This window comes from Mucilaginibacter sp. UR6-1 (assembly GCF_020880975.1).
Classification (GTDB): Bacteria; Bacteroidota; Bacteroidia; order Sphingobacteriales; family Sphingobacteriaceae; genus Mucilaginibacter.
The window spans coordinates 204,382-227,905 of sequence record NZ_JAJIWP010000005.1 but is presented as its reverse complement, the minus strand read 5'-3'; the positions used below and the strand labels follow the sequence as shown (position 1 = coordinate 227,905).

Below are 23,524 nucleotides of genomic sequence, written 5' to 3'. Positions count from 1 at the left end.
AAATGTGCAGATTAGTATATCTCTTCATCAGATCATAATTAACTATATAAAAGATAGTGCATTTGCACATTTGAAATTTGCACATTTAACGAATGGCTAATTTAAAAGAAGTAAGAAACAGGATATCATCGGTAAGCTCAACACAGCAGATCACCAAGGCTATGAAAATGGTTTCGGCTGCCAAGTTAAAGCGCGCTACCAATGCTATTGTACAGTTACGTCCGTATGCAACCAAGCTAAAGGAGCTTTTGGCAAACCTGTCGGCCAGCCTTGAGGATGGCGCATCACCTTACCTGCAGGAGCGTGAGCCCGTGCGTGTACTGGTAGTTGTGGTATCATCAAACCGTGGTTTGGCCGGTGCATTTAACGCCAACGTTATTAAAACGGCCAATAACCTGATTGCTGAAAAATACAGCGAACAGCTAAAAAACGGCAATGTTTCTATCGTAGCTATCGGTAAAAAGGGGCACGACTTTTTTAGCCGTCGTAAATACAACGTTATTGGCAACAATAACGAGCTTTACCAAAGCCTTAATTTTGCCAATACATCGGTAATTACCGACGCCATTATGCAGGGCTTTGTTAATGGCGATTATGACCGTGTGGAAGTTGTGTACAACCATTTCAGGAACGCTGCTGTACAGTTTTTAATTACCGAGCAGTTATTACCTGTGCCAAAAGTTGAAAATAAGGCGGTTGATAACAGTGCATCACAAACTGATTATATACTTGAGCCATCAAAAGAAGAGATAGTTGCAGAGCTGATACCTAAAAACATCAAGCTGCAATTATACCGTGCCGTGCTTGACTCACATGCCTCAGAGCATGGCGCCCGCATGACGGCCATGGACAAGGCTACCGATAACGCCGGTGAACTATTACGCAGCCTGAAATTATCATACAACCAGGCACGCCAGGCAGCCATCACTACCGAGCTTACGGAGATTGTTAGCGGCGCGGCGGCATTATCAAACGGTTAATACATTATTAAATGATATTGAAGGCTACCCAAATGGGTGGCCTTTTTTGTTTTTCGGCTTTGCTATCTTAATTTATTTGTGCCTGATAATCTGTAACATTCAGATTATTTTTTGTGCAAACAGGTTACCTTTTTCAGGTTGCCGGTATTAATATAAAAAACCTATAACATTATGAAAACCAGAGCTTTAATTGCATTGCTGTGCGCAGCGATGGCGCTATACTCATGCCGTGGAAATGGCAATTACTCAACCCTGCAAAATGAAAGCAGCGATACTGCGCTGGTGGCTGCCGACAGTGTTGCCTTCGATCAGCAAAAGCTGATAAAAACCGCCGGACTAACTTTTAAGGTAACCAATGTGCGCAAGATAGGCGAGGAGGTGACCACCCTGACCGATCAGTACAGCGGTATGGTGATGAACCATCATTTGCGCTCTGATGTTTCGCCGATAAAGGAAGTAAAACTGGATGATGATTCGGTAATGCGGGTATCGGCGTTCAATACTTATGCAGATATGACGGTTAAAGTACCTGCGGAGCGGTTAACGGCATTTGTGAGCGCCGTAAATAAACTTGGTGTATACACCACAGTAAGCAATATGGATATTGAGGATAATACGCTGCAATATCTCGAATCGCAATTGCGGATGGATAGCCGTAAAGAGCTGGTAAAGCAGCAAAAGCAAGGCCGCATTAAGCTTAAAAACCCACAGGATGTACTGATATTTAAGGACGCGCTTGTTGATGAACAGATCAACACCAAACGTATTGACGCGGCTGTGAAATACAGTACGGTAAGCCTCAATTTTTTCCAGAACAGTACCATCATCAAAGAGCGAATACCTGATACTGATCCGGCAATATATAATATCAGCTTTTTACTAAGGTTAAAGCAATCACTGGTAAATGGCGTACTGCTGGTGGCTGATGTTTTTATCGCTTTGGCAAACCTTTGGGTGTTTGTGATGATAGGGGTAGCTATGTGGCTGGTATACAAATATTACCGAAAAAAGCATCCGGCTTTATTTGCTGCTAAGGGGCCTGTTAAAAGCACGGTTTAGTATTAGTTAAGCACAAGCTATAGTTGTACGAAAAAGCGGCCTCAAAAAGCGCTTTTTTGCTATATGTTTACTATAAATGCCTTATTTTTAAGGCATCCCTGTTTTTTTAAAGCTATATGCCCCAGAATATACCGAGCAAGAATATTAAACTCACCCGTAATTTACTATGGACAATTGTAGCCTTAGGCGTTGTATTACGGCTATATCATTTGCTGGATAATCGCTCGTTATGGGAGGATGAGATTTACCTGTCTACAGCATTCGCGCAATACAACCTTACTGATGTGCTTACCAAAGCGCTGCCTTTTCAGCAAAAAGCACCATTGGGTTACCTGTTAGTAGTTAAAACACTTACCATGCTTTTTGGTACGCGTGAATTGCCGCTTAGGCTGTTCCCGTTTATATGCGGCATACTGTCGTTAGTGATATTTGTGCCGGTAGTACAAAAACTGTTAAAACCTGCCGGCAGTGTGGTTGCCATGGCCTTACTTGCCTTTGGGCCTGTCGTTTTATACCATTCGGTTGAGGCAAAGCAATATTCTGTCGAGCTGTTCTCGGTAATACTGCTGCTTTACCTGTACCTGCAATATTACGGGCAAGCCACCCTTAAAAAGCGATTGATATGGGGTATATGGGGTGCCGCTATCGTGTGGTTCTCCTTCGCCTCCATATTTGTAATGGCGGCCATGGCGGCAGCTATCGGGTTAAATTATCTGCTAAAAAAACAGTTCAATTTGCTGATAGCGGTTATGCCTGTATTTGCCGTATGGTTTGGCAGTTTTATAATTAACTATGTGCTGTTTACCAGTAAGGATAGCGATACCGGCTGGCTGGTGTTCTTTTTTGTTTATCATGATTCATTTATGCCTTTATCGGCACATGCGCTGCCCTGGCTGGTAAAGCGTATGGTATCGTTCCTTAATTACCCCATGGGTTTAAGCTGGGTAAATGTTTATAACGTAGGCATTTTGCAGCAGGCTGTACTCCGCATGATATTTATCCCACTGCTGCTTGCCGGCCTGGGTATATGGCAGCTCTATCGTAACAAAAAGCAATTGCTGCTTATCATCGGCTTTTCGTTCCTGGTGGTGTTCGCGGCATCGGCATTAAAACTATACCCGTTTCATGAGCGGCTTACCCTGTTTTTGGCGCCGCTGTTCATCGTGCTGCTGGCTGCCGGGGTTGATTTTTTTTATCAGCGGCCATTTAAATCAAACATAGCGCTGGCGGTGCTGGCTTTGATGCTGGTTTTCGGCCCGGTAAAGAACACCCTCGTTCAGGCAAAAAATACCTACCTGTTTGGCGATTATAAAAAGTCGTTCCAGCGGGAGGCGCTCACCTACCTGAATAATCATTATCAACCCGGTGACGATGTTTATGTGTATTGGAATGATTTGCCGGGCTATAATTTATATAAACAGATCTATCCTTTAAAATTTACGGCCGTAGCAGGGATCGATCATCGCCACAAGGTATCAAACTTCAGTAGCTACTTTAAACTGGTAGATAGTGATCTTGAAAGGTTTAAAGGCAAAAAACGGGTATGGGTAATACAGCACAACCATATGGATATACCCATCGGCGATTTTATTGGCGACCCTGTGTGGTATTATAAAGAAAACAACGGGCCAATGCTTTTTCATGATCACCTAAAGCAACTGGCAAAACCGGTAATAAGCTATCATCCGGAAAATCCAAAGGCATCAACCGATGTGGATGTAACTTTGTATGATTTTTCGGCACGTTAAAAATGTGCAATGTGTTGTGGCTATTGTAGCGAAATTTTTTATTTTTGTGCCAATTAAAATATATTCAGTCATGAGTTCAATGGAAAATGCGAATGCCGAAGGGCATTATAAAATACTGGTTGTAGCAATTGCTATCGGTCTGTTCGGTTGTTTCTTCCGTTTTGTGGGCGATGCGGCCATTTACTCATGGGTATCAAATATTGCCATTGTTGTTGGTACTATTATCGCTTTAAAAGGAGTTTTTGCTATTTTGGGTAAATAATCTCATCCATACAATATTTAGTAAGCGCCCTGCATTGCATGGCGCTTTTTTTATTCCTGTTAGCTATAAGCAGTGTTAAACACCTTTTTGCCTTTGCATTGTTCAATAAAGCATGAAGGTATTACTTGCCGGTGCTAACGGATATATAGGAACGAGGCTCATCCCCGTTTTATTGGAGAAGGGGCACAATGTAATATGCCTTGTGCGCGATAAGCGTCGCTTTCATGAACAAAGCGATTTTAGCGACCGAGTATCGCTTATAAAAGGCGATCTGCTTCGTGAAAAGGATATTGAGGATTTTCCACAGGATATTGATGCCGCCTATTACCTGGTGCACTCCATGTCGCAAGCGCCGGATTTTGCCGAACTCGAAGCATTATCGGCACATAACTTTATACAAAAGCTTGATAAAACCAATTGCCGCCAGGTAATATTTTTAAGTGGCATTGTTAATGATGATAACCTGTCCAAACACCTGCTGTCGCGTAAGCATGTAGAGGATGTTTTGCGCGAGGGAAAGGCCCCGGTTACCGTATTAAGAGCATCCATTATTATTGGCTCGGGCAGTTCATCGTTTGAGATAATACGTGACCTTACCGAAAAACTCCCCCTGATGACGGTACCCAAGTGGGTGAATACCCGCTGCCAACCTATTGGCATACGTGATGTGCTGGGCTACCTGGAAGGGGTGATGCTTAATGAAAAGGCATTTGATAAAACCTTTGACATTGGCGGGCCCGATGTGCTCAGCTTTAAGGAGATGATGCTTAGATATGCCAAAGTGCGTGGCCTTAACCGCCGGATGATCACCATACCCTTCCTTTCACCCAAAATATCATCGTACTGGCTGTATTTTGTTACCTCTATTAATTACTCGCTGGCCAATAGCTTGGTGCAGAGTATGAAGAATGAAACCATTATGCGCGATCATGCCATTGATGAAGTGGTGCCCCGCCAGTGCCTTACATATGAACAAAGCCTGGAGCTTGCCTTCGAAAAAATAGAGCAAAACTCCATCGTATCAAGCTGGAAGGACGCGCTTAATTTTGGTTATCTGAAATCAGAATTTATGGATCAGATCAAGGTGCCGCAAAATGGTACGCTGGAGTATAAGGTAAAGCTGCCTTTTGAGGGGGAGAGCGATAAGGTGGAAAAGAATATTTGGGCAATTGGCGGCGACAGGGGCTGGTACTACTGGGATTGGATATGGAGCATACGCGGGTTTTTAGATAAGCTGTTTGGCGGCGTAGGTTCACGCAGAGGGCGTACCAGCGGCAGCAGTATTGAACCGGGCGATGTGATAGATTTTTGGCGCGTGTTACTTGCCGACAAAATAAATAAGCGCCTGCTGTTATATGCCGAAATGAAATTACCCGGCGAGGCCTGGCTCGAGTTTAAAATAATTGAAAGAAAAGGGAAGAAATTTTTGAGCCAGATAGCTACCTTCAGGCCAAATGGTTTATGGGGGCGTGCTTATTGGTACATGATGTGGCCGTTCCACCTGTTTATATTTAATGGCATGGCCAAACAGATAGTACAGTTTGAAGATGGCCGCGCAGTAAAAACCTGAACAAAGCAATGAACAATAAAAAGATATTACTTACCGGCGGCTCTGGTGGTTTGGGCAAGCAGCTTACCAGCCTGTTATTGAGCAAGGGTTATTCGGTTAGCATTTTGAGCAGAGGCGAGGGTAAGGATAAGCGCGTGCAAACCTATAAGTGGGATGTAAATAAAGGTATTATTGATGATGCTTGTATTGATGGGGTTGATACCATTATCCACCTGGCGGGCGCGGGCATAGCCGATGAGCGCTGGACGGACGAACGCAAAAAGATAATTATTGAAAGCCGTACCAAATCAATTGCTCTGGTTTATGATCTGCTTAAACGTAAATCCAATAAGGTTCGGTTTGTAATATCGGCATCAGGCATTGGTTACTATAGCGACCGGGGCGACGAGTTATTAACCGAAGAAAACCCGCCCGCCAATGATTTTTTAGGGCAGTGCTGCGTACTTTGGGAGCAGGCGGTTGATGAGGGCGAAAAGTTAGGCCTCCGTATAGCTAAGTTTCGCACTGGTGTGGTATTGGATAAACACGCCGGGGCATTGCCTAAACTATCGGCACCTGTAAAGTTTGGCTTTGGCGCGGCACTGGGCAGCGGCAGGCAATGGGTGCCATGGATACACTGGCAGGATGTTGCCGGTATGTACCTTTATGCCATTGAGCAGGAACTTGGAGGCGCATATAATATGGTAGCCCCAAACCCGGTAACTAATAAGCAGCTTACACAGCACGTGGCCAGGCATTTAAAACGCCCGTTGTGGTTACCCAATGTACCGGCCTTCGGCCTAAAGCTTGCCCTGGGCGAAATGAGTACGCTGGTATTGGGCAGCACAAAAGTAGCCGCCGATAAAATTGAACAGGCGGGCTATATATTTAAGTTTGATAGTATTGATAAAGCATTGACCGATATTTATGGCCGATAAGCAACCTGTATCTATATTTTGGTTTCGGCGCGATCTGCGCCTTGATGATAATGCCGGCCTTTACCGTGCCCTTAAAAGCGGCAACCCGGTGCTGCCCATATTTATTTTTGACAGGGAAATACTCGACGACCTTAAAGAAAAGGACGACGCCCGTGTGACCTTTATTTACCAGGTTATTGAAGAGCTTAAAGCCGAGCTGAAAAAGCACCATTCCGATCTGCTGGTGTTTTATGATACGCCCGAAAAGGTATTTAAAAACCTATTAAAAGAATACCCGGTTGCCGAGGTTTATACCAATCACGATTATGAGCCTTATGCCACCAAACGCGACGGCGATATTGCTATCCTGCTTAAAAAGCAAGGCATCGAACTAAAAACCTATAAAGACCAGGTAATATTTGAGCGCGACGAAGTAACCAAGGATGACGGCAAGCCATACACCGTATTCACTCCGTATAAGAAACGCTGGCTGCAAACGCTCAAGCCGTTTTATATAAAACCCTATCCCAATAAAAAGTATTTTAAAAACCTGCATAAATTCAGGGCTCCGGCGATGCCGGCATTAAAGGAGATGGGTTTTGAAAAAAGTAATCGTACGTTTCCGGATAAAAGCTACAAGGATGTAATAGATGATTACGCTAAAACCCGCGATTACCCGGCTATTCAGGGAACCTCGCGCATGGGTATACACCTGCGCTTTGGTACGGTGAGCATACGCCAACTGGCGGCTGATGCTTACAAGTGCCACGAAAAAACATGGCTGAATGAGCTGATATGGCGTGAGTTTTACATGATGGTGCTGCATCACTTTCCGCATACTATGGATCATGCCTTCAGGCCCGAGTACGACCGTATTAAATGGGTAAATAACGAAGAATATTTTAAAGCCTGGTGCGAGGGGCGTACGGGTTATCCGCTGGTTGATGCCGGTATGCGCGAGCTGAATGAAACCGGCTATATGCACAACCGCATCCGCATGGTTACGGCCAGCTTTTTAAGTAAGGATTTGCTGATAGACTGGCGCCGGGGCGAACACTACTTTGCCGAAAAACTGCTGGATTATGAAATGGCCAGCAATGTGGGCGGCTGGCAATGGGCGGCAGGTTCAGGTACTGATGCCGCGCCATACTTCAGGATATTCAATCCCGAATCGCAGCAAAAAAAGTTTGATCCTAAATTGGAGTACGTTAAGAAATGGGTTCCCGAATACGCCGACTTTACCAAATACCCCAAACCTATTGTTGACCACAAAGAAGCCAGAGAAAGGGTGTTAAAGGCTTTTAAGGATGCGTTGAGGAAGTGAGGGGGTTAAAGAGATTTGAATAAATCAGCGATAGTTAATATAGTTGTGTTTTTAATTTGCTTGATGGTCAATAGATCATTATCGCCGGTTACCAAATAATCGGCTTGTGCATCTACAGCAAGGGCTAAAAGAAAATTATCTTTTTCGTCACGACATAGGTCTACCTCGGTAATAACTGTTATAATCTCGGCATATTCATTTATCACCTCTAACAAATCGTCAATACCAGTATTCGAAAAATATCTTCTTAGTTTAGGTCGATTGATTACCTCTGTAAACTCTGATAATAGTTCTTCACTAAAAATTAATATAACCTTATGCTTGAATAAAAGATCATCAAGTTTTGAGTAGTTCTTGGTTATCAAAAAGCTAACCCATAAATTAGTGTCAAGAATTATGCGTACAGGCTTACTTTTCATACCGCCTTTTACGCACTACCTCAACCTGTTTGGTTATCTCATCTAAGTTTGGGGCATTTTTATCATTAGAGCGTAACTTAGTAAGGATGCGCTGAAATCCGTTATCAGCATTTTCTTGAATGGTGATCAGGTTAAGTTCCGCCAGGTCTTGCAGCAATTTTATTGCTTTGGGGTTCACTACATTTATCTTCAACGTTGCCATAATCAAATTTACAGTAAATAAACTGAGCTTACAACGTTATACGTTTATATGGATGTTTGTATCCGGCAAAAATAATCGATACAAAGAAAAAATCCCGACATTCGTACCCATGCTGCAAATACAGGAAAATACTTCGCTTAAACATCTTAATACTTTTGGCATTGAGGCTCACGCCAGATACTTTGTTGAAATAAGCCATGAAGATGATTTAGCGGAATTATTTGCCGACGAAAAATGGAATAACATACCCCGCCTGGTATTAGGTGGCGGTAGTAATATGCTCATGGTGAATGATTTTGATGGATTGGTTATCCGCATCAACATCCGCGGCATTGAACATCGCATCAATCAGGATGAAGTCATTGTTGAAGCCGGCGGCGGTGAGGTATGGAATGATTTGGTTAACTTTTGTGTAGACCGTGGTTTTGCAGGTATGGAAAACCTGAGCCTGATACCGGGCTCGGTAGGGGCATCGCCCATACAAAATATAGGCGCTTATGGCGTGGAGATAAAGGATGTTTTTGAAAGCTGCCGCGCTTTTGAGATTGCTACCGGCCAAATCAAAACCTTTACCCATGCTGATTGCAAATTCGGCTATCGCGAAAGCATATTTAAAAGCGAGCTGAAGGGGCAGTGCATCATCACATCGGTAAAATATAAATTATCATTAACCCCGAACCTTAACTTAAAATACGGCGCTATTGAGCAGGAGCTTACCGCCCGCGGTATAACCAATCCTACTATAAAGGATGTATCAGCAGTAGTATCGCACATACGTGTTTCCAAACTGCCCGATCCATCAACCATAGGTAACGCGGGCAGCTTTTTCAAAAACCCGGTTATTGATGTGGATAAGTTCAGTTTGTTAATAACTAATCATCCGGGCGTAGTGAACTATCCGGCGGGTGAAGGGTTTATAAAATTAGCAGCAGGGTGGTTGATTGAGCAGTGCGGCTGGCGGGGTAAAGTGGTTGGAAATACCGGCACCTGGAAAAACCAGGCGCTGGTATTGGTTAATCATGGAGGGGCTACCGGGCAGGAAGTGTATGATTTTTCGTCGCAAATCATAGACAGTGTGTATGCTAAATTCGGCGTTAAGCTGGAGCGCGAGGTGAATATTATAGGCAACCCGGGCTAATAACTCAATAATTCTATTGTTGTTACTTAAATGCAGCTTCCTTAATAGGGTTGATGTGTATTATAACGCGCTTATTCTGCTATAAGCTACACTGCATTCCATATATGTGTACAGTTAATTGTACTCAAAACAAGCAATTATTAATATTTTATTAAAGAGCTATGTGTGTTTAAACGTTTTAGTTACGTTTTAGATGCTTTAAAACGGCTTTTATTATAAGTTTAGCAAAGTGGTATCATAATTGTTTTTATTCAATCACATAAACAACTACTATTATGACAAAGATTGAGTTTAACACCCTGGTACTACGTCAAGCAAGTTCACTGCGTTCATACGCTTTACATTTTACGCACGATGCTGACGATGCCAACGACCTGGTGCAGGACACCATGTTAAAAGCGATAACTTATTACAATAAGTTTAAAGAAGGTACCAACTTAAAAGGGTGGTTATACACAATCATGAAAAATACCTTCATCAACAACTATCGCCGTTTTGTTAAGATGAGCACATTTGTTACCAAGAGCGATGAAATATCATCACCAAACCTGGTTTTCAGCTCAACTAAAAATGATGGCGAATCAAAGTTTGTAATGGATGATATTAAACGCGCCCTTGAAAAACTACCTGAAGAGTATTATGTGCCATTCACCATGTACTTTGAAGGCCACAAATACCACGAAATTGCCGATCATTTGGAAATACCTATCGGTACTGTTAAAACCCGTATCCACGTAGCCCGCAAGTTGCTTAAAAAGAATTTGAAAGCCTATGATAACGGCGTTACCAAACCTGTTTATGCTGATGCCGAGTAATAGTAAATTTTAAACTCAACATATATATAATAAAAAACCCGCTGTATGGCGGGTTTTTTTTATGGTTATTATGTAGGTTGTTTATATACTAATACTTTCTATTCCCCTTTGCAGTGCCAGTTCGGCTTGGTCTGGGTAGGCTGTGCCCTCAACACGGAACACCGTAAGGTCAGTCATTCCTAAAAAGCCCAATATATTTTTTAGATAAGTTGAAACAAAATCATACGATTGGTAAGGCCCGCTTGAATATATTCCACCTGATGACATCGCTACATATACCACTTTGTTTTTAATCAAACCTTCAGCACCTGCTTCGCTGTATTTGAAGGTAACGCCCGCGCGGGCAATATGATCTACCCAGGCTTTAAGTACCGACGGGATACCGAAATTCCACAATGGAGTACCTATTACAATAATATCAGCGTTGTTGATCTCGGCAATAGCCTGATTTGAGTTTTTAAGGGCTTCTATGTTTTCAGATGTATGGTTTTCCGCAGGAGTATAAAATGCGGAAAGTGTTGCCTCCTCCAGGTGCGGAAATGGCGACTCAGTTAGGTCTTTAACCTGTACCGTACTGCCCGGGTTGGCTTGTTTCAGCTTATCAATAATAGCGTTGCCCAACTTAATGCTGAATGAGTTTTCGCCCTTCGGGCTCGAAATGATATGAAGGATCTTTTTCATGTTTGTAACTAATTTTGTTTGTTATTGAGGCAAACTTAATTAGCCCGGCTATCTTTAAGATACTACTATCCTAAAGGATACCGGTATCCTTTAGGATAGTAATTACCTTTACATTGTATGGAAACACAGGTAAAAATAAGTTCGGAATTAGAGCGAAACTGCGCCAGGCTTAACTGCAGCGAAGGTGTTGCGGGCATACGTGATGCCCTGTACGTGCTGAACGGTAAATGGAAACTGCCACTTATTTTTACCCTTAGCGGCGGGCCAATGCGTTTCAAGGATATTCAACGCTCAATAGGCGATATTACCCCTAAAGTACTATCCAAAGAATTAAAGGAGCTGGAGCTTAACGAATTTATAGTGCGCAATATATATTCAACCACACCGGTTACGGTTACCTACCAGTTAACGCCCTACAGCCAATCGTTAGATAAGGTGCTGCTTGAACTTAAAGACTGGGGCACAAAGCACCGGCAACGTATAGTAGCCAGCAGAAAGAGCAAGCTGTAACAGAATATTCATTTTCCTAATATCACCGCACCATACCGGCTTATTAACAGGGCATTACTCCCCCAACTCATTACCAACACTGCTATGTGCTTTTACCCATGCGGCAGCATTTTTATCAACACTTTGGCTTATAAAGTTGGCGAAGGCGGGCATGCGGTCGGTTTGCGCTAATTGATAATACTCGGCGGCAATGTTCTTAAAAAAGGCAGGGTTAGCCGTTTGTTTGCTCGCCATGTTTCCAAGCTGTATAAATACAGCGCTTAATTGTTTTTCTAAAAGGGTTACCGGTGCGGTATACTTACTTTTATCCACCGTATTTACCGCTGTGGTAATGGCCTGATTGAGTTGCCGTGTTGAGGCATCAATAACAGGCGATTTTTCTCCGGCAGCAATTTTAAGCGCGCCCCCTTTTAATATACTTTGCAGGTTTCCGTATGCCTCGGTACTGCTTGCACCTTTCGGCTCAAGAGAAAGAAAATGGCAAAGCGCCAGTAATGCAGGCCCCCGTTTGTTTTGATGGAATGTTACCAGGGCATATAAGCGCATGCTGCCGGTATGTTTTGGGTTGGTGGCGAGTACTGTAAGCGCGCTTTTTTCCGCATCGTTATATTGCCTCGCCCTAAAATAGGCCAGGGCAAGATTATAATGCAGCGTATAATCCGCCGAATCAGTTTTAATGGCTTTCAAATAACTGTCTATAGCCTGTGTGGGCTGTGCGCTTTTATCATATATATTGCCCAGCAGGCTGTAGGCTGATGCAATCATCATGGGTGAAGCGCCGGAGGTGATAACCTTTTGCAGGTAGGGGATGGCTTCGGCCCGTTTGCCGCTGGCGTTCAAACTAAAAGCCATACGATAATTGGCAGAGGTGTTATTGGGTTCAAGTTTTAAGGCCGCGTTGTATTTTTCAATAGCATCAGCATACTGTTGCTTATCAGCAAGCTCAATTCCTTGTTGAGTTAATGAGCGTGCATCCTGCGCATGGCATGGCACATAAATGAAAAAAACTACAGCAATAATCAGGTACTTTAAAACATACTTCATTTACCGAATATAAAAAGGGTAATCCGCATTTTTGAACATTTGGGTTATTTAACTGTAACATATATTTGAAATGCCTTACATAGTTATTTATGGAAAGATGTAAAGTGCGGTATTTAATAATATGCCTCTTGCTGGTGGTCTTTTTCAGTTGCCGGGAAAATAATAGCATATCTATTGAACCTGTAAGCGAAGAATATAACCATGCGTTCTTAACAGGACAGGGTTTGGATAGCCGGATTTTTGTTAAGGGGGATGTTGTGCAGTATTATGAAATATCCGGCTTTAGCCACGCCAGGCCTGATGCGCTTTTTACTGAACTTGATTTGTTTTTAAAAAACCATTACCCTGCGCAAGAGTTGAATATCGTAAAACACCTGGATATTCAGTTTTATCAGAAAAAGCTTATGGACAGCCATCGCGATCAGGTTTATGAAGCTGCCCGAGATAACGAGAATAGGGTATTGCCGGATCATGGTAAAAATTTGATAGCACGTATAGATGTTTTAAGGATGCCTGGCATAGATGGTGACATGATGATCCGTACGGCTACGCTTTATCATCCTGATCGTGATAAACCAATTTTGAGGCGCGATACCATAAAGTAATCATATTAACATTAACCAATCACACACATACGCATATGACCTTTACCAATCATACAAAACTGGCCATGCCCGTTATTTTATTATTAAGCCTGGTTATCTCATGTACCTCAAACCAACCTGCATTAAACTTTGCTGATACCTGGACAGTGATCGATAATCAGGAGAATGATTTTCAACTTACTGATACTGCATCCAACAATGAAACGATCAAGGTAACGCCGGATTCCATTATTCACACCGGCATTATGGATGAACTCAGATTTAAGGCCGACCATATCAATTCATCTAACCAGGGTGTTACTTATTATCCCGGAAAAGAGGAGCGTTATTTTTACAAGTTTACCTGGATTGACCCCAAAAGGGGCATCGCCAAGTGTGAGATAGATCAGGATGGAACATCCCTGGTAAGATATGTTGTAAACAAAGCCAACCTGAAAAGTATAAAAAAGACAACAAACAAGCCTGACAGTGATAAGCCGGATGACACTATTGGCGACCGGGTTAATGATTCGCTTGTTTTGGGCAACGGAGATAAAACACTATACGTTGAAGATGATGATTGTATATCAGTAAGAAACGAAGACGGGAACCAGCTTTACGAGCGTTGTTTTGATAATATGATACTACGAATAAGGCCGGTAAAAGGGGATTTATTGCCGCTCACCTTCATCAATGGGTCCAGGTCAATAGATATTGATTTTTACAGTAATGGTAATGAGTGGGTTTCAAAAACTGCCACATATTATGGCCCTGCCGAAGGTGGTGAACAAAATATAACGCGGCCATTTGTGGTGTCAATTAAGCAATTTGATTTTGATGAAGTAGTAAGCAGATTCAGCGAATAGTCATTCCTATTAGCAGGTATAACTATCTCTTTGCAGCCAGGTTTTTCTTAATACGGCTCAGTGTTTCAGGCGCGATACCCAAATACGATGCGATTAAGTTTTGAGGGATACGTTCAATGATCTTCGGGTTTGATTCAGCCAGCTTTACATACTTTTCTTCGGCTGTGTGGGTAATGGAGCTCATTAAGCGCTGCTCTTTTGTAACCAGGCTGTTTTGATATAAAATCCGGAAGTAACGATCCATAACCGGTACAGCAAGTGTTAAAGCTTCGTAATTTGACCGCGTGATCAATAGCAGCTCCGATTTTTCGATGGCATCAATATTAAATACCGCCTTTTCGCCTGATAAAAAGCTTCATCGGGCTTGGCGTTTGGGTGGGTTTCCTGCTTTCAGGCGTGCACGCGACGATTGCCGGGGTATTGGTAGCGTTTACCATACCAGCTCGTCGAAAGGTCGATGAAAAACGTTATGCCGAACGGTTGCGTGAATTAGCGGCTGCGTTTGAACAGGAGATTCCAAACTGCGGCACACTGACTACCCCGCGACAGCATGAGCTGATCGAAGACATTAAAGGATTGAGCCTGGCCGCGCAGACACCATTACAAAAGATCGAATCTGCACTGCATCCCTGGGTGGCATTTGTCATTATGCCAGTGTTCGCTCTGGCCAATTCCGGGATATACATAAAAGGCGGTTTTTTAAGGGATATTGTTAACCCCGTCAGTATCGGCGTAATTGCCGGACTGCTGATCGGGAAATTTACCGGCGTGTTATCATTTACCTGGCTGATGGTGAAAAGTAAAATGGCAGACCTGCCACAGGATGCTTCCTGGAAGCACATGGTCGGCGTGGCTATATTAGCGGGTATTGGTTTTACGATGTCATTGTTTGTTTCTTCCCTGGCTTTTTCAGATCAGCAGATGGTAGAGCAGGCTAAATACGGGATATTGATCGCATCGCTTTGTGCAGGTATTTTTGGAAGCGTTTGGTTGAAGAAAGCAGGACGACCTCGAACTTAATTATCTGTTTCACAAACATGATCAGCTGATTAGCTAAATGGCTAAACCAACGGAAGCACGCGGATAAGGATAATAAGATTGTTCTAGGAAATAGGTTTACAAACAAATTAGTTGATCGCGGGTTCTTTTTGTACATCAAAAAACACCTATGGAAACGACGGAGAGCAAAGTACTGAATGAACTGATCGAGATCAATAATGATCGTATCGCAGGTTTTGAGAAAGCCATTGCAGATATAAATGATGAGAATATTGACCTGAAAGCGTTATTTCAGCGTTATTCAGCGCAGAGCAGAGAGAACAGCCAGGAACTTTCAGCTTTGGTAGGCGCAGAAGGTGCAGCTGTAGAGACAGGCAACAGCGTAGCCGGAACGTTACACCGAGCATGGATCGATGTTAAGTCTCTTTTTGGGGGTAGTACCAGGGAAAGCATTTTGTCGGAGGCGGAGCGCGGCGAGGACGCGATTAAAAGAGCCTATAGTGATGCCCTGGCAGATATTGACCTGACCGGTGACGCACGTGAGTTGGTCGGTCGCCAGCAAATTGGGATCAACGCCGCCCATGATGAAGTGAGAGCATTACGTGACATCGCCAAATCATAACCTAAAGATCTTTGCAGGAGCTGTTAATACAGCTCCTTTTTTATTCTTATGAAAGCATTATTCATTAACTGTACGCTGAAACGCGCACCAAATTTTTCAAATACCGAAGCATTGGCCAAAAAAGCTGCTGTACAATTGCAGGAAAATGGTTTTGAAACTGAGATCATCCGTCTTAACGACTTTACCGTCCTTACTGGAAACACATCTGATGAGGGCGACGGCGATGAATGGCCGCTGATCCTTGAGAAGATAAAGTCATGTAATATCTTTGTGATCGCCACGCCGATATGGATGGGACATCTGGCATCTACTGCCCAGAAGGTTATCGAAAGATTGGATGCTATTTTCAGGGATGAAGATCTGATAGATCCGAAAAACGGACAGTTCATGCCTTACAACAAAGTTGCCGGATGTTTAATAACGGGTAATGAAGATGGGGCACATAGTTGTGCTGCACAGGTGCTTTGGTCATTGCAGGAAGTCGGTTTTACCATTCCACCAAATGCAAATGCCTACTGGGTGGGTGTAGCAGGTGGCGAGAAAGACTATGTTGAGGCAGGTGGCGAACGTTATCTCTACACCAATAAGAGCTTGCGCTACATGACCGGAAATTTGGCCTGGTTCGCAAAATTGTTGGCCCGGCATCCGATCGCAACAGATCTTTTAGCAGCTGAAAACAAGGCTAAGGCAGAGAGCGATAAAGAAAATTGAACTGCTCAAACAGGCATCTGTACGAATTGTTAATGGTGGATGAACACAGAACATATATCAAATAGCCCGGCTACCCGCTATTCTGACAAGGAACTGGAAGAATTCAGGGAACTGATCATCGGCAAGATCGATGCAGCAAGGATTGAACTGGATAATTTAGTGGCTTCAATGGGAAACCAGTATTCGAACGGTACTGAGGATACAAGCGCCGCTTATTCAACTTTAGAAGATGGTGCTGCGACCCTGGAAAAAGAAACGATGCACCAAATGGCAGGACGTCAAAAGAAATTTATAGAGCAATTGGAAGCCGCCCTGGTTCGCATAGAGCACAAGACATACGGCGTTTGCAGGGTAACGGGAAAATTGATACCTAAGGAGCGTATGCGGGCCGTACCACACACGACAATGAGCATGGAGGCTAAATTGAGGCAATATTAGATCAAATGAACAAACTGACGTCATTACCAGCAACTAAAGTTTTGACGTGGCTGCTTTCCCTCTCAATGTTCAGCAAATTCTTGCCTGGCCTGATCGTCGCTTTGTTGTTTTTCGGTTATTCCTCCCGTGCATAGTAAAGAATTATATCAACTGAAAATTGAATGAGTTGCCCGGGTATAATGTTCATGCCCATGGCATCGACATTCACCTTTGTCGTGGTTCCTATGTGAACAGGAACTATTCCTAAAAAAGATACAGATCCACCAAAATATCATATTCTGAAGATCATGCAATCCGACCTTTCCATCAAATGGCGCACACTGTTCCATGGCCACCTGGTCGGGGAGATCAGCATGGACAGGCCGGTCTTGAATATTCTGGCAACAGAAGATATGGACAAAGAACCTTCGAAAAATACCTGTACATGCGTTCATTCGCGCCTGCATGAAAGCTTAAGTAATGGACTTAAGTTTGAACGACAAGGCAACAACCCTCAAAATAGAGCTGGCATCATTGCTTATAGGTGGTAGATTTCCACCAGATCAGGCCGTTACAACAGTTTATCAAAATGTACCGGCAGGTCGTTAATACGTTTACCGGTCGCGTGATAGATCGCGTTCACAATGGCCGGAGTGATCGCCACTAAACCTATCTCACCCACTCCTTTGGTACCTAATTCGTTAATGATCTTGTCTTCTTCCTCTACGAACAAAACTTCCAGTTCATGAATGTCAGCATGTACAGGCAAATGGTATTCGGCCAGATTTTGGTTCATGTATTTTCCCATGGCAGGGTCTAGTAAGGTCTCTTCATGCAAAGCTTTGCTGATCCCCCAGACCATTCCACCCAGGATCTGACTGCGTGCGGTCTTGGGGTTCATGATACGTCCGGCCGCTACCGCGGTAAGTGCTCGTGTCACTTTAATAAAGCCAAGCTCTTCATCCACTTCCACCTCAACAAAGGCCGCACTGTGTGCCGCCATAGCATATTTGCGAAGTTTGAGCGCATGCGGATAACCCATGTTCCTGGTGAGAATAGGTTTAGCACCATTGGCGGCTACCAGTTCAACAAAAGATAACGAGTGATCGCCGTAAACGATATTGCCTTTAATAAAACTGACAGTCCCGACATCGGCACTTTTAAATTGGTCACTTGCCTTTATAGCCAGCTTTAATAGCTTTTTTTTCAAGGCTTTGGAAGCATTGACCACAGCAATACCCACCGTGCTGGTACTAAAGGAACCACCTTGTATGGGGGCAAATGGTAAAGCACTGTTCCCATAGTCGAAGATCACATCTTCCATTGCCATGCCAAATTGTTCGGCAGCGATCTGGGTCATTATGGTGAACGTGCCGGTGCCGATGTCAGTTATCGCGCTTTTGATGTGTAATTTGCCATCAGGCGTGACCCTGGCTTCCACCCTTGCAGGTAGTTGCATAGCATCCCACATACCGGTGGCCATACCATAGCCCACGAGTTTATTACCCCGGCGCATGCTTCGGGGTTCTGGCTTACGGTCAAGCCAACCAAACTTTTCGGCACCCTGAAGGTAGCAGGCTTTTAATTCTTTAGAAGTAAATGGCTTATTTTCTAACGGGTCGACCTCGCTGTAATTTTTGATCCGTAATTCAAGGGGATCTATATTTAATTGATATGCCAGCTGATCCATGGTGCATTCAATGGCATGAAAAGCGGTACTGCCTCCCGGTGCACGCATATCCAAGGGAGTAGCTACGTCCAGTGGCACCAGGTCATATTTCAACAGCGTGTTGGCAGCAGGATATAACATAGGCGCCCATTTTACCAGTATCTCGCTATAGTCCTCGTAGGTCGAGGTCTCGCCGTAACCTTCATGGTTCAGTCCAGTAACCTTACCATCTTCATCTGCGCTGATGCGCATTTGCATCAGCGTTTGCGGCCGGTGGCCAAAGGTGAACATCTGGCTGCGGTCCAATACCACTCTTACATGCCTTTTCAATTGCAAAGCCGCCATAGCCGCAAGGTAGAGCTGGTGTTGGGGGCGCAAGCCCGAGCCAAATGCTCCTCCTACGTACGGCGCGATAACCCTGACATTCTGATACTTCAACCCGAACACATTGGCGATAAAGGTCTGGTCGTTGATGGTACCCTGAGTCTTGCTATAGATCGTCAACTTGCCCTTTCCTTCATAGAGCACCGTACTGGCGAACAATTCCATCGGATTATGAAATTCGGCGCTGTGATGGTATTCTCCTTCAGCGCGGAAGGCTGCTTCCTGGTAAGCTTTTTCAAAGTCACCTGTTGGTTTGGGCGGTGGTGGTTTTAGCAGGAAAGCCATGCCGGGTTTAGGCGGACGTGCCCTTTCCAGGTTACTTTTTAGTTCGGTAGCATGTTGCTTTTCCTCTTTGTATTCGACACGAAGTTTTGCCGCACCCAAGCGGGCCTGTTCGAATGTCTCCGCGATCACCAAAGCGATGGGTTGGCCATTGTACTTGATGCGATCATCATGCAGTGGTTTAAATACCGTTCCGCTCGGTGCATCCATATCGGCATATTGGATATCGAACCAGGCTGTTGACATCCGGTTCTCGTGGGTCAATATCTCCAAAATGCCTGGCAGAGCCATTACCTCATCGGTATGGATCTTTGTGATACGCCCTTTGGTAATAATGCTGTTCACTACATAACCATAAAGCATATCTGGCACATGATGATCGGCGGCGTATTTTGCCGCGCCGGTCACTTTATCAAAGCCCTCTAAACGGCTGATCGGCTTTCCTATCGTGGTATTCATTTCTGTCATAACATGGAAATGTCGGCCGGTTGTGCACCGGGTAGTTGCAATTCAGGTTTAAGTGCAGTGAGTCCATTGCGAATGATCGCTCGTTTGGCCAATTCGATCTTGAAAGTATTATGCTCAAACCCCATCGCACCTTGTAATATCTTATCTGCGGCAGTTCCCAGTGTCTCTTTGTTGACGAGCTTACCAATGAGCTGTTTCTCCGCTTCTTTTACGCGCCAAGGTTTATGTGCCACGCCCCCTAATGCGATACGCGCATTTTTGATGATACCATTTTCCAGTTCAAATCCTGTAGCAACTGACACTAATGCAAATGCATAAGAACTGCGGTCCCTTAATTTAAGGTAAGCATAATTTTTGGAAAATCCTGCTGGCGGAAGATCAATGGCCGTAATTAGCTCTCCCGGCCTTAGGATATTGTCTATCTCCGGATGGTCGCCCGGCAAACGGTGAAAGTCCTCAAACTTTACCGTTCGTTGACCATCAGGTCCGCTGATAAGGATAACCGCCTCTAACGCCGCCAGCGCTACGCACATATCGGACGGGAAGACTGCAATGCAATGTTCGCTGGTTCCCAGGATCGCCATCATGCGGTTCTGTCCGGTGATTGCAGGACAACCTGAGCCTGGGTTGCGTTTGTTACAGGGGGATGCGGCATCATAAAAGTAATAACAGCGTGTGCGCTGTAATAAGTTGCCGCCATTAGTAGCCATATTCCTGATCTGCGCTGATGCGCCCGCTAAGATAGCTTTAGATAGTAGAGGGTACCGCTGCTCGATCAGCGGATGATAGGCCGTTTCTGCATTGGTCATTAAAGCACTGATCCGAACGCCACCGTCGGCCAGTTCTTTGATAACTGCAGGTTGGGTTTGGTTGATATCGACCAGCATGTCGGCATCTGCGAGATTATATTTAAGCAGATCGATCAGGTTAGTGCCGCCGGCAACGTACCTGGCCCCTTTGCCGGCTGAAAATAGCTGTTGTGCTTCCGCAGTTGTAGCGGCCAGCCTGTAGTCAAAGTTATCCATGGTTGCCTCCGTCGACTACTTCCATTACCGCGTCAATGATTTGCTGATTGGCACCGCAACGGCAAAGGTTGCCACTCATGAGTTCGACCACCTCTTGTCTCGTGTGCGCTTTCCCTTCCGAGATTAGCCCTACCGCCGAACAGATTTGCCCCGGGGTGCAATAACCGCATTGAAAGGCATCTTGCTCGATGAACGCTTTTTGGATAGGGTGAAGGGCATCTTGCCCGGCTATGCCTTCAATGGTGGTTACGGCTGCACCATCTTTCATCACTGCTAACGTAAGGCAACTTAATACTCTCTTACCATTGACCAGTACCGTACAGGCCCCGCATTGCCCATGATCGCAGCCTTTCTTCGTGCCTGTCAGGTGCAGGTGCTCACGCAGGGCATCCAGCAGGGTAACATAGGGCGATATGGTAAGTGTCAAATGCTTTTCGTTGACCGTTAAACCAATCTGTCTGGCGGTGGTAGATGTAGTTGTTTTGGTGGTATCAGGAACGGGTCTGGCCATGAGGTTGAATTTTAATGATCGAACAATACACTTTTGCTTTGTTTACGGTTGTCCGCCTCCACCTGAGGCACCATAGATCTGCCCGGTGGCATAACTGGCATCACTTGCGGCCAATTGCACATAGATGGAGGCGAGTTCTACAGGTTGTCCCGGCCTTCCAAGTGAGGTCTGTCCGCCAAATTGCTTCAGCTTTTCCATCGTAGCGCCGCCGCTTACCTGCAGTGGGGTCCATATCGGCCCTGGAGCCACGCCGTTAACGCGGATGCCTTTAGGCCCTAATTGTTTAGCCAGTGATTTTACATAATTGGTCGTAGCCGCTTTGGTCTGTGCATAATCGTATAATTCTGCCGATGGGTCGTACGCCTGTTCAGATGTTGTACCGATAATGACCGCGCCTGCTTTAAGATGTGGCAAGGCTGCTTTAGTGGTCCAGAACGGGGCGTAAATATTGGTCTTCATGGTAGCGTCAAATGCTTCGCTGGTAATATCCATGATCGAAGCCTTGGTCTGTTGCCTTGCAGCGTTGTTCACCAAAATATCCAGCCCTCCCAGCTGCTTTACGGCCTCTTCGACCATCTTTTTGCAGAACGCTTCTTCACGAAGGTCACCGGGAATGGCAATGGCTTTTACGCCTTCTTTCTTCATCAATGCGATCACCTCTTGTGCATCCGCCTCTTCGGTAGGATAATAATTGATCGCTACATCTGCGCCTTCACGGGCGTAGGCTATGGCTGCTGCACGCCCCATACCTGAATCGCCTCCGGTGATCAATGCCTTACGACCCTTCAATCTGCCGGAGCCCTTGTAACTGGTCTCGCCATGATCAGGCCTCGGTTCCATTTTATTTGCCAGTCCCGGCCAGGGTTGCGATTGTTCCTTAAAGGGTGGTCTGGGATATTTGGTGGTGGGGTCGTCTAATGTTAAGTTTTGCATGGATGTATTATTTACTGCACCGAATGCGGGTGCTACTGCGGCCGCCGCTATGGTGGTACCCAACCCAGCAACCATTTGCCTACGGCTCATTTTATCTTTTTCGTTCATATTATTCTTTCTTTTTGGGTACTTTGGCTCCTTCCTTCCGGGCTTCCGAAAGGCCGATCGCAATGGCTTGTTTTTTACTGGTCACTTTTTTACCGCTACCGCTTTTCAGGGTGCCTTCTTTTTCCTCGTGTAAAGCTTGATGGACCTTGTCCTGTGCTTTTTCTGAATACTTTGCCATAATGTTTTTTTGATAGATGTTTATCTTAACCGTTGATGATCTCGCCGCCGTTGATGTGGATAACCTGACCTGTGATAAACGAAGCGTCATCTGATGCCAGGAAAACATATGCCGGCCCAAGCTCAGATGGTTGTCCTGCACGTTTCATGGCCGTCTCGCTGCCGAATTTTTTGATCTTCTCTTCATCAAAGCTCGATACGATGAGTGGTGTCCACACTGGCCCCGGCGCTACGGCATTTACACGGATACCTTTTTCAGTAACGTTAGTAGCCAGTGACCGCGTAAACGTGGTGATCGCGCCTTTAGTGGACGAATAGTCTATGAGTGCCGGTGATGAGCGGTAGGCAGTGACCGATGTTGTATTGATGATGCTATCGCCAGCCTTTAAATGTTCTAAGGCTGCTTCGGCAAAGTAAAAGTAGGCGTAGATATTGGTGCGGAAGGTGATATCCAGTTGTTTTTCGTCAATGGCTTTCACGTCTTTCTCGGGGAACTGCATAGCAGCGTTATTCACGAGGATGTTCAGTTGGCCAAACTCTTTTACCGTCTTTTCCACACACTGTTTACAAAACTTAGCGTCCTTCACATCTCCCTTGAGCAAAAGGCATTTTTGGCCTGTGGCTTGCACAAGGTCGCGTGTGACCTTTGCATCAATATCTTCATCCAAATAAACGATAGCTACGTCGGCACCTTCCTCAGCATAATGAACGGTCACCGAGCGGCCTATTCCGCTGTCGCCACCGGTGATCAGCGCTACCTTGCCTGAGAGTTTTCCGGCAGGTCTGTAGGTCGCCTTGATATATTCCGGTGCCGGATCCATTTTGGCTTCTATGCCTGGTTGTTTGTTTTGCTTCGCAGGAGTTTTGCTTGAAGTCGCCATAGAAATTTATTAATTACTAATTAATAAATTGAACCAGCAAAGTTTCGATTAGTTTGCTTCGCTGGCAATTAAATCGAATACCTATAAGACCACCGTTGATGAGGTAAATTTTTTGAAAACCACAGCTAACACGGTGTTCTGGAAAAACTGCTGAAACAAGGGAGCTAATGTTTGCAACACCATTCCGGGTTGATAAAGCATAGTGCAGCCTTTGGGCTTTCGAAATTTACCGCCGCGAT

At 44.8% G+C, this 23,524-nt stretch carries 28 protein-coding genes; 17 read left to right on the top strand and 11 right to left on the bottom strand.

Features of this window, described 5'->3' with window-relative positions; genetic code table 11:
• Positions 1–92: 92 nt before the first annotated feature.
• From atpG to LJ707_RS17795, 7 genes are all read left to right on the top strand, one after another.
• The gene (gene atpG, locus LJ707_RS17825; protein WP_228953555.1) at positions 93–980 is read left to right on the top strand and encodes an ATP synthase F1 subunit gamma; all 888 of its coding nucleotides are present in this window, start codon (positions 93–95) and stop codon (positions 978–980) included.
• Positions 981–1,151: 171 nt separating this feature from the next.
• Positions 1,152–2,039 carry a DUF4349 domain-containing protein gene (locus tag LJ707_RS17820; protein WP_228953553.1) on the top strand — a complete coding sequence of 296 codons (888 nt, stop codon included), beginning with the start codon at positions 1,152–1,154 and terminating at the stop codon, positions 2,037–2,039.
• 116 nt (positions 2,040–2,155) lie between these two features.
• Positions 2,156–3,787 (top strand): glycosyltransferase family 39 protein, encoded by a 1,632-nt coding sequence (locus LJ707_RS17815; protein WP_228953551.1) that lies wholly within the window; start codon positions 2,156–2,158, stop codon positions 3,785–3,787.
• 70 nt (positions 3,788–3,857) lie between these two features.
• A complete protein-coding gene (locus LJ707_RS17810; protein ID WP_228953549.1) occupies positions 3,858–4,049 on the top strand; it encodes a hypothetical protein in 192 nt (63 codons plus the stop codon).
• Positions 4,050–4,161: 112 nt separating this feature from the next.
• The gene (locus tag LJ707_RS17805) at positions 4,162–5,619 is read left to right on the top strand and encodes an SDR family oxidoreductase (RefSeq protein WP_228953547.1); all 1,458 of its coding nucleotides are present in this window, start codon (positions 4,162–4,164) and stop codon (positions 5,617–5,619) included.
• An 8-nt stretch (positions 5,620–5,627) separates the two neighbouring features.
• Positions 5,628–6,536 (top strand): TIGR01777 family oxidoreductase, encoded by a 909-nt coding sequence (locus tag LJ707_RS17800; protein WP_228953545.1) that lies wholly within the window; start codon positions 5,628–5,630, stop codon positions 6,534–6,536.
• A complete protein-coding gene (locus LJ707_RS17795; RefSeq protein WP_228953543.1) occupies positions 6,526–7,839 on the top strand; it encodes a deoxyribodipyrimidine photo-lyase in 1,314 nt (437 codons plus the stop codon). Before LJ707_RS17800 ends, LJ707_RS17795 begins: the two co-directional genes overlap by 11 nt.
• A gap of 5 nt (positions 7,840–7,844) precedes the next feature.
• On the opposite strand, the gene LJ707_RS17790 is transcribed toward LJ707_RS17795, so the two are convergent.
• Together LJ707_RS17790 and LJ707_RS17785 are read right to left on the bottom strand one after the other, a co-directional pair.
• A complete protein-coding gene (locus LJ707_RS17790; RefSeq protein WP_228953541.1) occupies positions 7,845–8,258 on the bottom strand; it encodes a putative toxin-antitoxin system toxin component, PIN family in 414 nt (137 codons plus the stop codon).
• Positions 8,248–8,460, bottom strand: a complete 213-nt coding sequence (locus LJ707_RS17785) for a hypothetical protein (RefSeq protein ID WP_228953539.1) — start codon at positions 8,458–8,460, stop codon at positions 8,248–8,250. The genes LJ707_RS17790 and LJ707_RS17785 overlap by 11 nt, the downstream gene beginning before the upstream one ends.
• A gap of 109 nt (positions 8,461–8,569) precedes the next feature.
• Between LJ707_RS17785 and murB the strand changes: the two genes are divergently transcribed.
• Positions 8,570–9,598, top strand: coding sequence for a UDP-N-acetylmuramate dehydrogenase (gene murB / locus LJ707_RS17780; protein WP_228953536.1), 1,029 nt, complete (start codon positions 8,570–8,572; stop codon positions 9,596–9,598).
• A 275-nt stretch (positions 9,599–9,873) separates the two neighbouring features.
• Positions 9,874–10,413, top strand: coding sequence for an RNA polymerase sigma factor (locus tag LJ707_RS17775; RefSeq protein ID WP_228953534.1), 540 nt, complete (start codon positions 9,874–9,876; stop codon positions 10,411–10,413).
• Between the two features lie 81 nt (positions 10,414–10,494).
• Here the strand turns inward: LJ707_RS17775 and LJ707_RS17770 are convergent, their stop codons facing one another.
• Positions 10,495–11,094 (bottom strand): FMN-dependent NADH-azoreductase, encoded by a 600-nt coding sequence (locus LJ707_RS17770; protein WP_228953532.1) that lies wholly within the window; start codon positions 11,092–11,094, stop codon positions 10,495–10,497.
• 117 nt (positions 11,095–11,211) lie between these two features.
• On the opposite strand from LJ707_RS17770, the gene LJ707_RS17765 reads away from it, so the two are divergent.
• Positions 11,212–11,604 carry a helix-turn-helix domain-containing protein gene (locus LJ707_RS17765; protein ID WP_228953531.1) on the top strand — a complete coding sequence of 131 codons (393 nt, stop codon included), beginning with the start codon at positions 11,212–11,214 and terminating at the stop codon, positions 11,602–11,604.
• Between the two features lie 54 nt (positions 11,605–11,658).
• On the opposite strand, the gene LJ707_RS17760 is transcribed toward LJ707_RS17765, so the two are convergent.
• Positions 11,659–12,648: a tetratricopeptide repeat protein gene (locus LJ707_RS17760; protein ID WP_228953530.1), complete on the bottom strand. Its 990-nt coding sequence runs from the start codon at positions 12,646–12,648 to the stop codon at positions 11,659–11,661.
• Positions 12,649–12,737: 89 nt separating this feature from the next.
• Between LJ707_RS17760 and LJ707_RS17755 the strand changes: the two genes are divergently transcribed.
• Both LJ707_RS17755 and LJ707_RS17750 read left to right on the top strand, forming a co-directional pair.
• The gene (locus LJ707_RS17755; RefSeq protein WP_228953529.1) at positions 12,738–13,253 is read left to right on the top strand and encodes a hypothetical protein; all 516 of its coding nucleotides are present in this window, start codon (positions 12,738–12,740) and stop codon (positions 13,251–13,253) included.
• Positions 13,254–13,288: 35 nt separating this feature from the next.
• Positions 13,289–14,098 (top strand): hypothetical protein, encoded by an 810-nt coding sequence (locus tag LJ707_RS17750; protein ID WP_228953528.1) that lies wholly within the window; start codon positions 13,289–13,291, stop codon positions 14,096–14,098.
• Between the two features lie 22 nt (positions 14,099–14,120).
• On the opposite strand, the gene LJ707_RS17745 is transcribed toward LJ707_RS17750, so the two are convergent.
• Positions 14,121–14,342, bottom strand: coding sequence for a hypothetical protein (locus tag LJ707_RS17745; protein ID WP_228953527.1), 222 nt, complete (start codon positions 14,340–14,342; stop codon positions 14,121–14,123).
• 131 nt (positions 14,343–14,473) lie between these two features.
• Here LJ707_RS17745 and LJ707_RS17740 point away from each other — a divergent pair, with 131 nt between their 5' ends.
• From LJ707_RS17740 to LJ707_RS17720, 5 genes are all read left to right on the top strand, one after another.
• Positions 14,474–15,118, top strand: coding sequence for a Na+/H+ antiporter NhaA (locus LJ707_RS17740; protein ID WP_228953525.1), 645 nt, complete (start codon positions 14,474–14,476; stop codon positions 15,116–15,118).
• 148 nt (positions 15,119–15,266) lie between these two features.
• Positions 15,267–15,719: a PA2169 family four-helix-bundle protein gene (locus tag LJ707_RS17735; RefSeq protein WP_228953522.1), complete on the top strand. Its 453-nt coding sequence runs from the start codon at positions 15,267–15,269 to the stop codon at positions 15,717–15,719.
• Positions 15,720–15,767: 48 nt separating this feature from the next.
• Positions 15,768–16,430 (top strand): flavodoxin family protein, encoded by a 663-nt coding sequence (locus LJ707_RS17730; RefSeq protein ID WP_228953520.1) that lies wholly within the window; start codon positions 15,768–15,770, stop codon positions 16,428–16,430.
• A 39-nt stretch (positions 16,431–16,469) separates the two neighbouring features.
• Positions 16,470–16,868, top strand: a complete 399-nt coding sequence (locus LJ707_RS17725) for a TraR/DksA C4-type zinc finger protein (protein ID WP_228953518.1) — start codon at positions 16,470–16,472, stop codon at positions 16,866–16,868.
• Positions 16,869–17,155: 287 nt separating this feature from the next.
• Positions 17,156–17,398 (top strand): hypothetical protein, encoded by a 243-nt coding sequence (locus tag LJ707_RS17720; protein WP_228953516.1) that lies wholly within the window; start codon positions 17,156–17,158, stop codon positions 17,396–17,398.
• A 20-nt stretch (positions 17,399–17,418) separates the two neighbouring features.
• Here LJ707_RS17720 and LJ707_RS17715 read toward each other — a convergent pair whose 3' ends face one another.
• Genes LJ707_RS17715 through LJ707_RS17690 form a run of 6 tightly spaced genes read right to left on the bottom strand, consistent with a single transcriptional unit; the run spans position 17,419 to position 23,285 of the window.
• Positions 17,419–19,650, bottom strand: coding sequence for a xanthine dehydrogenase family protein molybdopterin-binding subunit (locus tag LJ707_RS17715; protein ID WP_228953514.1), 2,232 nt, complete (start codon positions 19,648–19,650; stop codon positions 17,419–17,421).
• The gene (locus tag LJ707_RS17710; protein WP_228953512.1) at positions 19,647–20,675 is read right to left on the bottom strand and encodes a xanthine dehydrogenase family protein subunit M; all 1,029 of its coding nucleotides are present in this window, start codon (positions 20,673–20,675) and stop codon (positions 19,647–19,649) included. Before LJ707_RS17710 ends, LJ707_RS17715 begins: the two co-directional genes overlap by 4 nt.
• Positions 20,668–21,186 carry a (2Fe-2S)-binding protein gene (locus LJ707_RS17705; protein WP_228953510.1) on the bottom strand — a complete coding sequence of 173 codons (519 nt, stop codon included), beginning with the start codon at positions 21,184–21,186 and terminating at the stop codon, positions 20,668–20,670. The genes LJ707_RS17710 and LJ707_RS17705 overlap by 8 nt, the downstream gene beginning before the upstream one ends.
• A gap of 42 nt (positions 21,187–21,228) precedes the next feature.
• The gene (locus LJ707_RS17700) at positions 21,229–22,227 is read right to left on the bottom strand and encodes an SDR family oxidoreductase (protein ID WP_304610906.1); all 999 of its coding nucleotides are present in this window, start codon (positions 22,225–22,227) and stop codon (positions 21,229–21,231) included.
• Between the two features lies 1 nt (position 22,228).
• Entirely contained in the window at positions 22,229–22,405 is a 177-nt protein-coding gene (locus tag LJ707_RS17695; protein ID WP_228953508.1) for a DUF6496 domain-containing protein, read from the bottom strand.
• 25 nt (positions 22,406–22,430) lie between these two features.
• Positions 22,431–23,285 carry an SDR family oxidoreductase gene (locus LJ707_RS17690; protein ID WP_228953506.1) on the bottom strand — a complete coding sequence of 285 codons (855 nt, stop codon included), beginning with the start codon at positions 23,283–23,285 and terminating at the stop codon, positions 22,431–22,433.
• Between the last annotated feature and the right edge of the window lie 239 nt (positions 23,286–23,524).